Raw genomic sequence first — 13,749 nt, forward strand, 5'->3', positions numbered from 1 at the left:
ACAGAACTTTTTCGGGGAGGATACTCATGCAACCATCACAGTCCGGCCGGCTGTCTTCGCAAGCCATGGCCTTTGTCCTGGCGGGGGGGCGTGGAAGCCGCCTGAAAGAACTGACCGACACCCGCGCCAAGCCGGCCGTCTATTTTGGCGGCAAGTCCCGGATCATCGACTTTGCCCTGTCGAACGCGTTGAATTCCGGCATCCGGAAGATGGCGATTGCCACGCAGTACAAGGCCCACAGCCTGATCCGGCACATGCAGCGGGGATGGAGCTTTTTCCGCGCCGAGCGGAACGAATACCTCGATATTTTGCCGGCATCGCAGCGTGTGGCCGAGAACAAATGGTATCTGGGCACGGCGGATGCCGTAACGCAGAACATCGACATCGTTGACAGCTACGGCATCAAATACGTCATCATCCTGGCGGGCGACCACATCTACAAGATGGACTACGAGGTGATGCTGCGTCAGCACGCCGAGACCGGCGCCGATGTCACCGTGGGCTGCCTGACGGTGCCAAAGGCCGAGGCGACGGCCTTTGGCGTCATGGGTATCGACAACGACAAGCGCATCACCAGCTTTCTGGAAAAGCCAGCGGACCCGCCGACGATTCCGGGCGACGATGCGCATTCGCTGGCCTCGATGGGGATCTATGTCTTCAATTGGGATTTCCTGCGCGATTTGCTGATCCGCGATTCCGAGGACAGCAATTCCAGCCATGACTTTGGTCACGATCTGATCCCCGACATCGTCAAGAACGGCAAGGCGATGGCGCATCTGTTCAGCGACAGCTGCATCACGTCGGGTCTGGAAGAAGAGCCTTACTGGCGCGACGTAGGCACGATTGATGCGTTCTGGTCGGCCAATATCGACCTGACGGATTTCACGCCAAAGCTGGACATTTACGATAATTCCTGGCCGATCTGGACCTATTCCGAGATCACGCCGCCTGCGAAGTTCATCCATGACGAGGCGGACAGGCGCGGCCTTGCAGTGTCCTCGCTGATTTCGGGCGGTTGTATCGTCTCGGGGTCGGAAGTGCGCAATTCGCTTCTGTTTACAGGCGTGCGGACGCATTCCTATTCTGCGCTCGAAAAGGTTGTGGCGCTGCCTTATTCGCAGGTTCACCGCAACGCGCGGCTGACCAACGTGGTGCTGGATCGGGGCGTGGAAATTCCGGCGGGTCTTGTCATTGGCGAGGATCCGGAAGAAGACGCCAAATGGTTCCGCGTCTCTGAAGGGGGCGTTGTTCTGGTGACCAAGTCGATGATGGACCAGCGCGCGGCCAAATTGGGCTGATCGCCTGTTGAAAGAGGTAGGAATGGCCCTGAACATCCTTTCGGTCACGTCCGAATGCGTGCCGCTGATCAAGACCGGGGGGCTGGCCGATGTGGCCGGTGCACTGCCCAAGGCGATGGTGCCGTTGGGCCACCGCATGCGCGTGCTGATGCCTGCTTATCCCGGACTGGTTGCACGGCTTAAGGGCCCGGTCGAGCTGTGGCAAGACGAGGCGCTGTTCGGCGGCCCCGCAAGGGTGCTGGGCGGAAAAGTCGACGGGGTAGAGTTTCTTCTGCTTGAGGCGGCCCACCTGTTTGATCGTAAGGGCGGGCCGTATCTGACGCCCGAAGGTCATGACTGGCCTGACAATCCTGAACGCTTTGCGGCACTGTCCTGGGCTGCGGCCCGGATCGCGCAGAACGGATTGTCCGATGGCTGGGTGCCCGAGATCCTGCATGCGCATGACTGGCAGGCAGGACTTGCACCCGCCTATTTGCGGTTCATCGGCGACAGGCGCGTCAAGACACTGATGACGATCCATAACATCGCGTTTCAGGGTCTTGCCCCCGCAGACCGGCTCGCCTCTTTGCGATTGCCTTTCACGGCGTTCAACGCCGACGATCTGGAATATTACGGGCAGATCAGCACGCTCAAGGCCGGGTTGGTGCATGCCGATGCGATCTCTACCGTCAGCCCGACCTACGCGGCAGAGCTGATGCGGCCAGAGTTCGGCATGGGTCTGGAAGGCCTGATCGCCACGCGCGCGGGTGATCTTCACGGCATCCTGAACGGCATTGATCTTGAGGTCTGGAACCCACAGGCAGGCCCGCATCCCTATTCGGCCAAGACGTTGACCAAGAAAGCCGTGGCAACCGCCGCCCTGCGCGACCGGTTCGGTCTGGCCGAAACAGACGGGCCGCTGGCGATTGTAGTCAGCCGCCTGACCGGACAGAAAGGCTTGGATCTGCTGCCGGGGCTATTGCCAGAGTTTATTGCGCATGGTGGCACCTTGGCGCTGCTTGGCAGTGGCGATGCGGGGTTGGAAGCGGCGTATACAGGGCTGGCCAAAGAGTATCCCGGCAAGATCGGCGTCCATATCGGCTATGACGAGGATCTGTCGCAGCTGATGTTCGCGGGCGGGGATGCGGTCCTGATCCCCTCGCGGTTCGAGCCGTGCGGATTGACCCAGCTTTACGGATTACGGTTCGGCACGTTGCCGGTGGTCGCGGCGACCGGCGGGCTGGCGGATACGGTGATTCACGCCAATGACGCGGCGTTGGACGCAGGCGTTGCCACCGGGTTGACCTTTCATCCGACCGACGCCACGGCATTCTCGCACAGCTTGCGCAGGCTGTGTACGCTGTTCGCAGATCGCAAACTTTGGCAGCAGATGATGCGCAACGCCATGCGGCAACCAGTAGGCTGGGAGAACAGCTCGGCACGATACGCAGCCATTTACCAAGACCTGCTCGGCTGAATGTCGCAATGGTTCGGACCACGTCTCACGATATGAAATATCACACATTGACCGAAGGCCGCCCGGATCCGATGGGTGCCACGTTTGACGGCAGCGGCGTCAACTTCGCGGTGTTCTCTGCGCATGCCGAAAAGCTGGAATTGTGTATCTTTTCCGAAGATGGCCGCAAGGAACGCTTTCGCCTGCCGTTTCGTCACCGCACCGGTGATGTCTGGCATTTGCATGTCGGCGGGCTGCTGCCCGGCACCAAATACGGATTGCGCGCGCACGGCCCTTACGAACCGCATGCCGGGCACCGGTTCAACCCCAATAAACTGCTGATGGACCCCTACGCACGGCGCTTCTGGGGGAATCTGCGCTGGTCGGATGCGGTTCTTGGCTATCGCAGCGGCTCGCCCAAGGCAGACCTCAGCTATGACAGCCGCGACAGCGCCTTCGCGATGCCGAAATGTATCGTGACCGGCCCGATGAGCGATGCGCCCGACGACCGCCCGCACATTCCACGGGACGAAGCCGTACACTATGAGGCGCATGTCAAAGGCATGACCGCGATGCACCCGCAGGTGGACCCAGCGCATCGCGGCAAGTTCATCGGGCTGGCGTCGGATCCTGTCATCGAGCATTTGCAGAAGCTGGGCGTGACGACGATCCAGATCATGCCGTCGCAGGTTTTCGTCGACGACCGCTTCTTGGTCGAAAAGGGCCTCAAGAACTATTGGGGCTACCAGACGCTTGGGTTTTTTGCGCCCTCGCAGCGATACCTCACTCAAGGCCAGATCTGGGAATTTCAGGCGATGGTGCGCCGCTTTCACGCTGCGGGTATCGAGGTGTTGATGGATGTGGTCTACAACCACACCGCAGAGGGCAACGAGATGGGACCGACCCTGTCGTTCCGCGGCCTAGACAACCGGTCTTATTACCGGCTGACCGACGATCTACGCTACTATGTCAACGACACCGGCACCGGCAATACGGTGAACACCGCGCATCCGATGGTGATGCAGATGGTGCTGGATAGCCTGCGCTACTGGGTTCAGGTGATGGGTGTGGACGGGTTCCGCTTTGATCTGGGCACGGTTCTGGGGCGGACGGCCTCGGGACATTTCGACCGCGATGCACCGCTGTTGCAGGCGATCCGGCAAGATCCGGTGTTGCGCAACACGAAACTGGTGCAAGAGCCATGGGATATCGGGCTGGGCGGCTATCAACTGGGCGCGTTCTCGCATCCGTTTCTGGAACTCAACGACCGGTTTCGCGACGGCGTGCGGCGTTTTTGGCGCGGTGACTTGTTGCAGACCTCGGAACTGGCCAAACGCGTGCTGGGGTCTGCCGAAGAATTCGATCATTCCGGACGGGCGGCCACCAGTTCGGTCAATTTTGTCACCTCGCATGACGGGTACACGCTGGCCGATCTGGTCAGCTATATCCAGAAGCACAACCATGCCAATGGTGAAGGCAATGCTGACGGGCACGATCATAACGTGTCGGACAATTTCGGTGTCGAAGGCCCGACAGACGACCCCGGTATCAACGCGGCCCGGGCGCTGCGGCGGCGCAATTTCCTGGCGACGATGATGCTTAGTCAGGGCACACCGATGATCCTTGCCGGCGATGAGATCGGCCATAGTCAGGGCGGCAACAACAACGCCTATGCGCAGGATAACGAGATCAGCTGGCTGAACTGGGCCGAAGGCGACACAGAGATGACAGCTTTCGTGCAGCGCCTGACAGAACTGCGCCGGGCCTATCCGGTGCTGCGCCAGACGCGGTTCCTGCACAGCCTTGAGCGTGACAGCGACCACAAGCTGGATATTGGCTGGCGCCGTGCAGATGGTAAGTACCCCGAGCCCGAGGATTGGTCCGACCCTGCCTGGCGGACGCTCTGTGCCGAAATCCGCGTCAGCGCGCGGTCGCCGGACGAGGGCAATCACGACAAGGCCGTTTATGTGGTGTTCAACGGGTCGGATGCCACCTGCCTGAAATTGCCAAAAACCGAGGGATTTGACTGGTGGCATGTGCTCGACACGTCTGCCCCGGACATGACAGCGCAAAAAATCGTCGGACACCAGATCGAGATTGCTGGATCATCGGTTCAGCTATTTGCCCATTCAGCGCCCGCTAATTACGGTGGCACCGAAACTCAAACGAGGACACAGCCCATGCCGATCAAGACCTGCCAGATAACGCCGTTTCAGGACCAGAAACCCGGCACAAGCGGGCTGCGCAAGAAAACCCGTGCCTTCATGGCACCGGATTATCTGGAAGCGTTCGTGCAGGCGATCTTTGACGGCATCGGCGGTGTTGCGGGCAAGGTGCTTGTCCTTGGGGGTGACGGGCGGTTCTTCAATCTTGGGGCCAGCCAGACCATTCTGAAGATGGCGGCGGCCAATGGTGCTGCGCGGGTGATCGTGGGGCAGGATGCGATCCTGTCCACGCCCGCCGCGTCGCATCTGATCCGGCTGAACAAGACCGATGGCGGTATCATCCTGTCGGCCAGCCACAATCCCGGCGGCGAGGATGAGGATTTCGGCGTCAAGTTCAACACGCCCAACGGCGGCCCCGCGCCTGAGCAGGTGACCGAGGCGATCCATGCGCGCAGCAAGGAATTAACGGAATATCGCATCCTCGATGCTGCGGATGTGGATCTGGGGACGGTGGGCGATCAGACATTGGGCGAGATGACCGTCAGCGTGGTTGATCCGGTCGCCGATTATGCGGACCTGATGGCGACCCTGTTCGACTTCACCGCCATTCGCGCGATGTTCGAAAGTGGCTTCCGGATGCGGTTCGACGCGATGCATGCCGTCACCGGACCTTACGCCAAAGCCTTGCTGGAAGGTGCGCTGGGCGCGCCCGAAGGCACTGTCGTGAACGGGACGCCCCTGCCGGATTTCGGCGGGCATCACCCCGATCCGAACCCTTTCTGGGCAAAGGCATTGATGGACGAGATGTTCAGCGTCGACGGCCCGGATTTCGGCGCTGCCTCTGATGGCGATGGCGACCGCAATATGGTCGTGGGCCGCAACATTTATGTCAGCCCGTCAGACAGCCTTGCCGTGCTGGCCGCCAACGCGCATCTTGCGCCCGGTTATGCCAAGGGGGTCGCTGGTGTCGCGCGGTCCATGCCGACCTCTGCCGCCTCTGACCGGGTCGCCGAAAAGCTGGGCATCGACAGTTTCGAGACTCCGACTGGCTGGAAATTCTTCGGCAACCTGCTGGATGCGGGCAAGGCCACGATCTGCGGCGAGGAGAGCTTTGGCACCGGGTCCGATCATGTGCGCGAGAAGGACGGGCTTTGGGCCGTGCTGTTATGGCTGAACGTGCTGGCCGCCCGTGGGGAAAGCGTCGCTGATATTCTGAACGCGCATTGGTCGGAATACGGTCGAAACTACTATTCCCGCCACGATTACGAGGCAATCGACAGCGATGTTGCCAATGCGTTGATGGATGATCTGCGCGGCCAGCTTTCTGATCTGCCCGGACGCGAGGTGCAGGGCATGACCATCGCCGCGGCGGATGACTTTGCCTATACCGATCCCGTTGATGGTTCGGTCTCGACGAAGCAGGGATTGCGGATCGTGATGGAGGATGGCTCGCGTATCGTGCTGCGTCTGTCAGGTACCGGCACAGAAGGTGCGACGATCCGGCTTTATCTTGAGAAATACGAGCCTGACACGGCCAAACACGGAATCGGCCCACAAGAGGCACTGGCCCCGATGATCGCCGCCGCCGAGGAACTGGCGGGCATCGCCAGCCGCACAGGTCGTGACACGCCAAACGTCATCACCTGAGACTTGCGTCTGCGTAGGGTGTTACGCTTAATCCCCGGACGGCGAGCCATAAGCGTCAGGCAGCGCCGCCTTGCGCGGTCTCTCATGGGGCGGCAAAGCCAGTGCCGCCCTAGATTTTTGAACTCTCAGGAAGCGATCACGCCGCGCAGTACTACTTCTTCTTCCAGCTGTCCAGCCAGCGCCGGAACCTGCCGCGGCGCGCGGCCATGCGGTCGCCTGCTGCCTCAAAACTGTCGCCCATATCTTCCAGGACCGGATCAATCCGCGCCCGGCGGAATCGCCGCCAGCGCACCCAGATGGCCCAGACAAAGGCGAAGAAAATCACCAGAATGACGATGTTGACCCATGGGATGATCGTCGCATCCGGCCCCTCGACGTCTTTGATGGCGACGGCGTTGGGAAATATCGACCAATATTCGTTGCGCCAGCCGTAATGCGTGACCGATACCCATTTCGGGTTGTCGCGTGTCGATTTGGAATCGTTCGCCTCGGTATACAGGTTCGCCGTGTCAAACTTGAAATAGGGCGGCCAGCGCCAACTGGTATCTTCGTTGCGGTACACCACGGCCTTGCCGTTGGGACGCACGGCCTGAATGAACTGCACGTCGCGGTTGACCAACGATTCCGTCTGGTCATCGGGAACGGACCAGAAAATACGGGTCCAGTCGCCCAGATCCTGCCGCTCTTCGTAGGTGTTCACGATGCGGACGATGTCATGCTGCGGCAGAGTATAGTGAAAGAAGGCCGCGATCAGCAGCCAGAACGTCCCCCAGAAAACCCACTTCACATAGACCATGCCAGGCACTCCCTTCAGTGGTTCACGACATAGATGATCGTTCCGATGATGACCACAGGAATGACATAGACCCCAAGTATCAGTTTCCGCCTGAGCGAGCTATCGTAGCTTTTAAGCCCCTGCTCGACAAAGCTGTCCTTGTCGCCGGTCATGTCTGCCTCGTTCCATTCCTGCTCAAGCTTCTTGCGCCGGATGGATCGCGAATAGAAAGACAGAGAGATATAGATCACCGACAGGACGATAAACCCGATCCCGATAAGCCGCGCCAACCCCATCATGTTCTATCTCCTGGCAGCGCCTCGAAAAGCAACCCATATGACACCTTCCGCGGGAGCGGGCACGAAGTCATTCCGGTCACCCGTTTGGCCTTGGCCGCTTCGTGAGGCCACAAATGATGAAACCGTCGGCCTCCACTCGCCAAGAGGCGCTTGCGAAGGCGGCAATGCGGGTAGAGGTCTGTGCCCGCAGTTCCAGTTTCGTCATCAATTCTTCGGCAAAGCCTGCAACGGTTGCCACCAGTTGCGCATCGTCATCGGCATGGGCGGCGATGTCCCGATCCATTTCCCATAATGCCCCGTGCAAAATCAGCCGAGCATTATCGGTCAGGACTTCTTCAACCTCGCCGGGCTTTGCCGAAACATCGGTTTCGTGTGGACCAAGCAGGAAGGCGAGCGCATTGGCAAAGACGTGCCCCACGACAAGCGCTTCTGCCTGCAACAGTTCCGTAAAGTCGGACTTGCGTGCAGCGGGCAGGGAACCTTGCAGATTGGCGCGTTTCAGATCGCCCAGATCGGATGTGTCGGAAAACGCGTCTCCGATCGCCAGTGCAATTGCCAATGCGCGGCGCAGACCGTTCATCACCGTCGCCTGCAAGGGCGAGATGATCGGATCGTCTTTATTCACGTTTTCGATCCGCGACAGCAGGTGTACGTCTTCGGCGCGGGCACCGGAACGCATCGCCAATCCCGATGCGCTTGTGCGGAACCGTCGTCGCGTGCCAAGCATCGCCGCGCGTTCCTGCACCGGGATTTCCGTTGCCTTGGCAATCCGGGGCGTGTGGTCAAGTTTCTGGAGCATCGCTGTTGCGGCAGGGTAGTGCTTGCGGATATCCACCTCGCGCAGTTCCATCCGGCCAGATGCGAGACTCATGGCGCGCTCCTTTTCTTACATTCCTTATCCACCGCCGAAGGCGTCAGTAAGTCAGTACCCGACCGCCGGGGCTGATCAAGAAGGTATGTGCGTTGGCAAAACCGGGCGGTCTTTGTGTTCAACCCCTCATCTAGCATGTTGATTGGTCGTGTGTAGGCGCTGGAATACATAAGTCGATATTAAAGCAGCGCAGCCGTTTGAGGCACAGATGATCCACACCGATAATTGGAAAATGGCATGCAGTGAAACGCGTGGCCATATTCGATGGATTCAGGGTTTGCGATCAGGTGCTGTATCCTGGGCTTAACTGCTTTGAATACAGCACCGTGACTCTGTGATCAGCCGACGATGTTGAAGCCGGGCCCATAAGGATATCCGGTAATATTCTCGTTGCCTTCTTCCTTGATGATCAGGATGTCATGCTCGCGGTAGCCGCCGGCCCCCGGTTGGCCCTCTGGGATGGTCAGCATCGGTTCCATGCTGATGACCATGCCGGGTTCAAGCACGGTATCGATGTCTTCGCGCAGTTCCAGCCCCGCTTCGCGCCCGTAGTAATGCGACAGGACGCCGAAGGAGTGGCCATAGCCAAAGCTGCGATATTGCAGCAGGTCACCCTCTGCAAAGAAATCGTTGATCGCGTGCGTGACTTCTGCGCAGGTCGCACCGGGTTTCAGCAGGCTCATGCCATATTCATGCGCTGCGACATTCGCCTCCCATATACGCAGGCTTTCGGCATCCGCTTCGCCCACGAACATGGTGCGTTCCAGCGCGGTGTAATAGCCAGAGATCATCGGGAAGGTGTTGAGCGACAGGATATCGCCGCGTTCCAGTTTGCGTGCGGTGACGGGGTTGTGGGCACCATCGGTGTTCAGCCCGGACTGGAACCAGACCCAGGTGTCGCGATATTCGGCATCCGGGAAGGCCCGCGCAATTTCGGCCTCCATCGCGTCGCGTCCGGCCATGGCCACGTCAATCTCGCGGGTGCCTTCGCGCACCGCGTCGCGGATCGCATAGCCGCCCACATCCGCCACGCGCGCCCCTTCACGGATCAGGGCGATTTCAGCAGCGGATTTATGCATGCGCTGACGCATGGTTGCAGGGGCGATGTTTACTGTTTTGGACGGGGTAAGAAATTCGCCAAGCGACGCAAATTGCGCCATGTTGATATGGTCCGCCTCATAGCCGATCACTTGGCCCGGCCCGGTCACGGACAGGATTGCGCGCCAGTAATTGTCGCGCTTCCAGTCGGTATAGGTGATGTTGTCGCCGTGGCAACGGCGCCAAGGCTGGCCTGCGTCGATGCCTGCGCTGATTGTCACGCTTTCGGACGCCGTGACGACCAAGCCGTAGGGGCGGCCAAAGCTGCAATACAAGAAGCCCGAATAGTAGGCGATGTTGTGCATCGAGGTGAAGACGCAGGCATCGACGCCGTCGCGCGACATGATTTCGCGCAGACCGGCAAGGCGGGCGTCATATTCGGCAGGCGCAAAGGGCAGTGCTGCCTTGTCGCCATTGTGAAAGCGGGAAAATTCTGGACGTTCCATGGGGTGACCCTCCGATAATATGCTGCTTGGACACAAGGACGGGACACCCATCCTTACCGCGTGGGCAGCAAAGAAAGGTCCCGGCGTTCAGGACAGAAAATCAAGGGGGCGCGTGCATTTTTCACGCTGGCGACGCCATCGCCGTGCCTGACACCTGATAAGGCCGCGAGGCCGCATCTGGCAAGCAATTTCTCAATCCTGAAGCAAAGCACTTGTCATCGCGCTTTCGGGGTTTTCAAGCGCGTCGATCACATCGAAATGATGGCGGTCCGGCTCGACAACCAGAGAGGCGTTCCAGGCGGCGGCGAGCGCGGTTGCATGTTCGACAAAGACCGGACGTTCATCGGCACCGACCCAGACGGTGACCGGCGCGCTTGGAGCCGTGGCCAGCAACGGACTTTCCAGCTCTGCCTCGGCCGCGTCCAACGCCAATGCTTCGTTCATGCGGGTGTGCCGCAGCGGTCTGAGATCGGCCACCGGAGAGATTGGCATGATCCGCGCAACCCGCCGGGCGACTGCATCAGGCAAGACGCCATCCGCCCCCATCCGGCAGACTTGCTGCCCCCCGGCGGAGTGCCCCACCAGTCGGACCTGACCCGCGACTTCACGGGCGGCAAGCGTCACGGCATGCGCGACCTGTCCGGTGATGTCACCGATATGAACCTGTGGGCACAGATCATACGAGGGCATCGCCACTGCCCAGCCGTGCGCACATGGCCCTGCTGCCAGATGCGACCAGCTGAACCGATCGAACCGCAACCAGTAGCCGCCATGAACGAACACCACGAGGCCCTTCGGCGAATCTTCGGGCAGGAAGATGTCCATTTCTTGCCGTGGCCCGTTTCCATAAGCCACGCCCAGCCGGGCGCGATGGTTCTGGGCCATCGTTTCACGAAACGCCTCGGCCTTTTTCGCCCACCGTGGTGGATAATCATCTGCCTGGGGTATGTAAGCGGCATTGGCAAAGGCGTCATCGAGGTCCATATCGTTCTCCGAAAGGCAGTTCTGGACAATGAGCCTAGCAGATGATCTGGGACTTCCATAACATTTCGAGAGGAACGCGACATGCCGGACCAAACCACCAACCTCAAGTCCTTGCTGAAGGACCCTGGCCTTCTGGAAACGCGCGGATATGTCGGCGGCGAATGGGTCGAGGGGGATAACGGAACCTTTGACGTCACCAACCCTGCCCGAGGCGATGTGATTGCACAGGTCGCCGACCTCAGCCGCGCGCAGGTGGCGGACGCGATTGCGCAAGCCGAGACAGCACAGAAAGACTGGGCGCAGTGGACCGGCAAAGAGCGCGCGGCTGTGATGCGCAAATGGTTCGATCTGATGATGAAGCATCAGGACGATCTGGGCATCATTCTGACCGCAGAGCAGGGCAAACCACTAGCCGAGGCAAAGGGTGAGGTCGCTTACGGAGCCGCTTTCATCGAGTTCTTTGGCGAAGAGGCCAAACGGATTTACGGCGAAATGATCCCCGGCCACCAGCGCGACAAGCGGTTGATGGTCATCAAGCAGCCCATCGGGGTCGCCGCGTCGATCACGCCGTGGAACTTTCCCAACGCGATGATCACACGCAAGGCCGGGCCTGCACTGGCTGCGGGCTGCGCCTTTGTTGCGCGTCCGGCAAAGGAAACTCCGCTATCGGCCATCGCCATGGCTGTGCTTGCCGAACGTGCAGGCATTCCGGCCGGGGTATTCTCTGTCGTGACATCGTCCAGTTCCTCGGAAATTGGCAAGGAATTCTGCGAAAACCCCGGTATCCGCAAGCTGACCTTCACCGGATCGACCGAAGTGGGGCGCATTCTGCTGAAACAGGCTGCCGATCAGGTCATGAAATGCTCGATGGAGCTGGGCGGCAATGCGCCATTCATCGTGTTTGACGACGCTGATCTGGACGCAGCCGTTGAAGGTGCGATTATGTGCAAGTTCCGTAATAACGGTCAGACCTGTGTCTGTGCCAACCGGATCTATGTGCAGGACGGGGTTTATGACGCCTTTGCCGAAAAGCTGCGTGCACGGGTTGCGGCAATGAAGGTGGGTGACGGTCTGGAAGAGGGCACCGATCTGGGACCGCTGATCAATGCGGGTGCGATCGACAAGGTTCAGGAACATATCGCGGACGCCAAGGCCAAGGGTGCTGAGGTGATCCTGGGCGGCGAGGCAAATGGGATGGAGGGCAACTTCTTTGGTCCGACCATCGTAAAGGGTGCTACGCGCGAGATGGCCTTTGCCACGGAAGAGACTTTCGGTCCGCTGGCGCCGCTGTTCCGCTTCACCGACGAGGACGAGGTGATCGCCATGGCCAATGACACGATCTTCGGGCTGGCGTCGTATTTCTACGCCAAGGATCTAAGCCGGGTCTACAAGGTGGCTGAAGCGCTGGAATATGGCATCGTCGGCGTGAACACGGGCATCATCTCGACCGAGCTGGCACCGTTCGGCGGGGTCAAGCAGTCCGGTTTGGGTCGTGAGGGCAGCCATCACGGCATCGAGGACTACCTTGAGATGAAATATGTCTGTCTGTCGGTCTGATCGGGTTTGGGCGGGCGGGGCGCTTGCGCCGCCCATTCTCGCGCTTCTGAAATACTTGGAAAAGATCCGTTCGATAGGCGACAGAAGACGATCAACCGGAAGAGTTTGGTGCAAAGCCTTCAATGGAAATGTGCTGACCTACCGAAAAGCTTGGATGCTAATCACCTAAAAGCGTCGGCAACTCTTCGGCCAGCAAATCATAAACCAGTCGCACGCGGCGGCTGGTTTGCAATTCGCGGTGTGCGACCAGCCAGATCGGAAATCTGATCGGCTCTGCCTCTGGCAAGACACGGGCAAGGCCGGGGTCGCGGTCGCCCAGATGGCAGGGCCCGATGCCGATGCCCAGACCGTGCCGCGCCATTTGCCAATGCACCAGGTGGTTCTCGGTCTGTATCGGAAAGTTGCGGCGCGCCAGATCGAAACCTTGCGCATTCAGGCCCTCAATCAGCTGGTCGAGATTCTCTAGCCCGATGAAATCGGCATCTTTTAGGTCTTCGGGGCTTTGCGGATCGCCAAGGCTTTGAAGGTAGCTGGGAGTCGCATAAATCGTCGCGTGATCCTCTGCCACCAATTTGCCGATCAGATCGGGTTGTGTCGGACGGGCGTTGCGGATTGCAATGTCAGCTTCGCGTTTCTTGAGATCGCGGATCGTGTTGCTTGCCACGACTTCAACTTCAATCCCCGGTGCCATTTCGCGCAACCGTGCAAGGATGGGCGGCAACAGATAGGCAGAATAAATTTCGGACGCGGTGATGGTGATTTGCCCCTCGACCGTGACCGACTGACCGGTTGCCGCCAGCGATACGCGGTTTGCGGCATCACCCATGGCGCGAACATGTTCGACAAGGTCAAGCCCGGCAGTTGTCAGTTCCAGCCCGCGCGGCACGCGTTCGAACAGAGTAACACCCAGTTCTTCCTCAAGCGCAGTCACCTGACGGCCAAGCGTCGGCTGTGCCACGCCAAGCGCACGCGCGGCTGCCGACAAAGAGCCTTCTTCGGCTGTGACAAGAAAAGCGCGCGCGCGATTCCAGTCGAAGTTTACATTCCGCCAATCCATGCAATCATGCATAGCATCCCTGCTCTTCTGGTCAATTTACGCGGTTCTTTCGCATGGCTAACTACATACTCAAGCGATGATTAATCTTAGGTGAATATGATGAAAGCAATTGTCCAA

10 protein-coding genes and 1 pseudogene are annotated in these 13,749 nt (G+C 59.6%); 5 read left to right on the top strand and 6 right to left on the bottom strand.

Annotation, left to right across the window (positions count from 1 at the left end; translation table 11 throughout):
• The first annotated feature begins 26 nt into the window (after positions 1 to 26).
• The 4 genes and pseudogenes from glgC (at position 27) to B8991_RS09975 (ending at position 6,545) form a co-directional block, all read left to right on the top strand.
• Complete coding sequence (gene glgC / locus B8991_RS09960) at positions 27 to 1,298, top strand: glucose-1-phosphate adenylyltransferase (protein WP_084352846.1); 1,272 nt, start codon at positions 27 to 29, stop codon at positions 1,296 to 1,298.
• A 28-nt stretch (positions 1,299 to 1,326) separates the two neighbouring features.
• Positions 1,327 to 2,754 carry a glycogen synthase GlgA gene (gene glgA, locus B8991_RS09965; protein ID WP_084352907.1) on the top strand — a complete coding sequence of 476 codons (1,428 nt, stop codon included), beginning with the start codon at positions 1,327 to 1,329 and terminating at the stop codon, positions 2,752 to 2,754.
• Between the two features lie 32 nt (positions 2,755 to 2,786).
• Positions 2,787 to 4,847, top strand: a pseudogene (gene glgX, locus B8991_RS09970) (glycogen debranching protein GlgX); the annotation flags it as partial.
• Positions 4,848 to 4,913: 66 nt separating this feature from the next.
• The gene (locus tag B8991_RS09975) at positions 4,914 to 6,545 is read left to right on the top strand and encodes an alpha-D-glucose phosphate-specific phosphoglucomutase (RefSeq protein ID WP_084352908.1); all 1,632 of its coding nucleotides are present in this window, start codon (positions 4,914 to 4,916) and stop codon (positions 6,543 to 6,545) included.
• Between the two features lie 151 nt (positions 6,546 to 6,696).
• On the opposite strand, the gene B8991_RS09980 is transcribed toward B8991_RS09975, so the two are convergent.
• The 5 genes from B8991_RS09980 to B8991_RS10000 all read right to left on the bottom strand — a co-directional run bounded on the left by B8991_RS09980 (position 6,697) and on the right by B8991_RS10000 (position 11,018).
• The gene (locus B8991_RS09980; RefSeq protein WP_084352847.1) at positions 6,697 to 7,341 is read right to left on the bottom strand and encodes a DUF1523 family protein; all 645 of its coding nucleotides are present in this window, start codon (positions 7,339 to 7,341) and stop codon (positions 6,697 to 6,699) included.
• 14 nt (positions 7,342 to 7,355) lie between these two features.
• On the bottom strand, positions 7,356 to 7,619 hold the full coding sequence (locus B8991_RS09985) for a hypothetical protein (RefSeq protein WP_084352848.1): 264 nt from the start codon (positions 7,617 to 7,619) through the stop codon (positions 7,356 to 7,358).
• Between the two features lie 76 nt (positions 7,620 to 7,695).
• On the bottom strand, positions 7,696 to 8,490 hold the full coding sequence (locus tag B8991_RS09990; RefSeq protein ID WP_143514546.1) for a hypothetical protein: 795 nt from the start codon (positions 8,488 to 8,490) through the stop codon (positions 7,696 to 7,698).
• 338 nt (positions 8,491 to 8,828) lie between these two features.
• Complete coding sequence (locus tag B8991_RS09995; protein WP_084352850.1) at positions 8,829 to 10,034, bottom strand: aminopeptidase P family protein; 1,206 nt, start codon at positions 10,032 to 10,034, stop codon at positions 8,829 to 8,831.
• Between the two features lie 192 nt (positions 10,035 to 10,226).
• Positions 10,227 to 11,018: an alpha/beta hydrolase gene (locus B8991_RS10000; protein ID WP_084352851.1), complete on the bottom strand. Its 792-nt coding sequence runs from the start codon at positions 11,016 to 11,018 to the stop codon at positions 10,227 to 10,229.
• An 81-nt stretch (positions 11,019 to 11,099) separates the two neighbouring features.
• Here B8991_RS10000 and B8991_RS10005 point away from each other — a divergent pair, with 81 nt between their 5' ends.
• Entirely contained in the window at positions 11,100 to 12,575 is a 1,476-nt protein-coding gene (locus tag B8991_RS10005) for an NAD-dependent succinate-semialdehyde dehydrogenase (RefSeq protein WP_084352852.1), read from the top strand.
• Positions 12,576 to 12,732: 157 nt separating this feature from the next.
• Here B8991_RS10005 and B8991_RS10010 read toward each other — a convergent pair whose 3' ends face one another.
• Positions 12,733 to 13,632 carry a LysR family transcriptional regulator gene (locus B8991_RS10010; protein ID WP_179141464.1) on the bottom strand — a complete coding sequence of 300 codons (900 nt, stop codon included), beginning with the start codon at positions 13,630 to 13,632 and terminating at the stop codon, positions 12,733 to 12,735.
• Between the last annotated feature and the right edge of the window lie 117 nt (positions 13,633 to 13,749).

This window comes from Primorskyibacter flagellatus (genome assembly GCF_900176485.1).
Taxonomy (GTDB): domain Bacteria; phylum Pseudomonadota; class Alphaproteobacteria; order Rhodobacterales; family Rhodobacteraceae; genus Primorskyibacter; species Primorskyibacter flagellatus.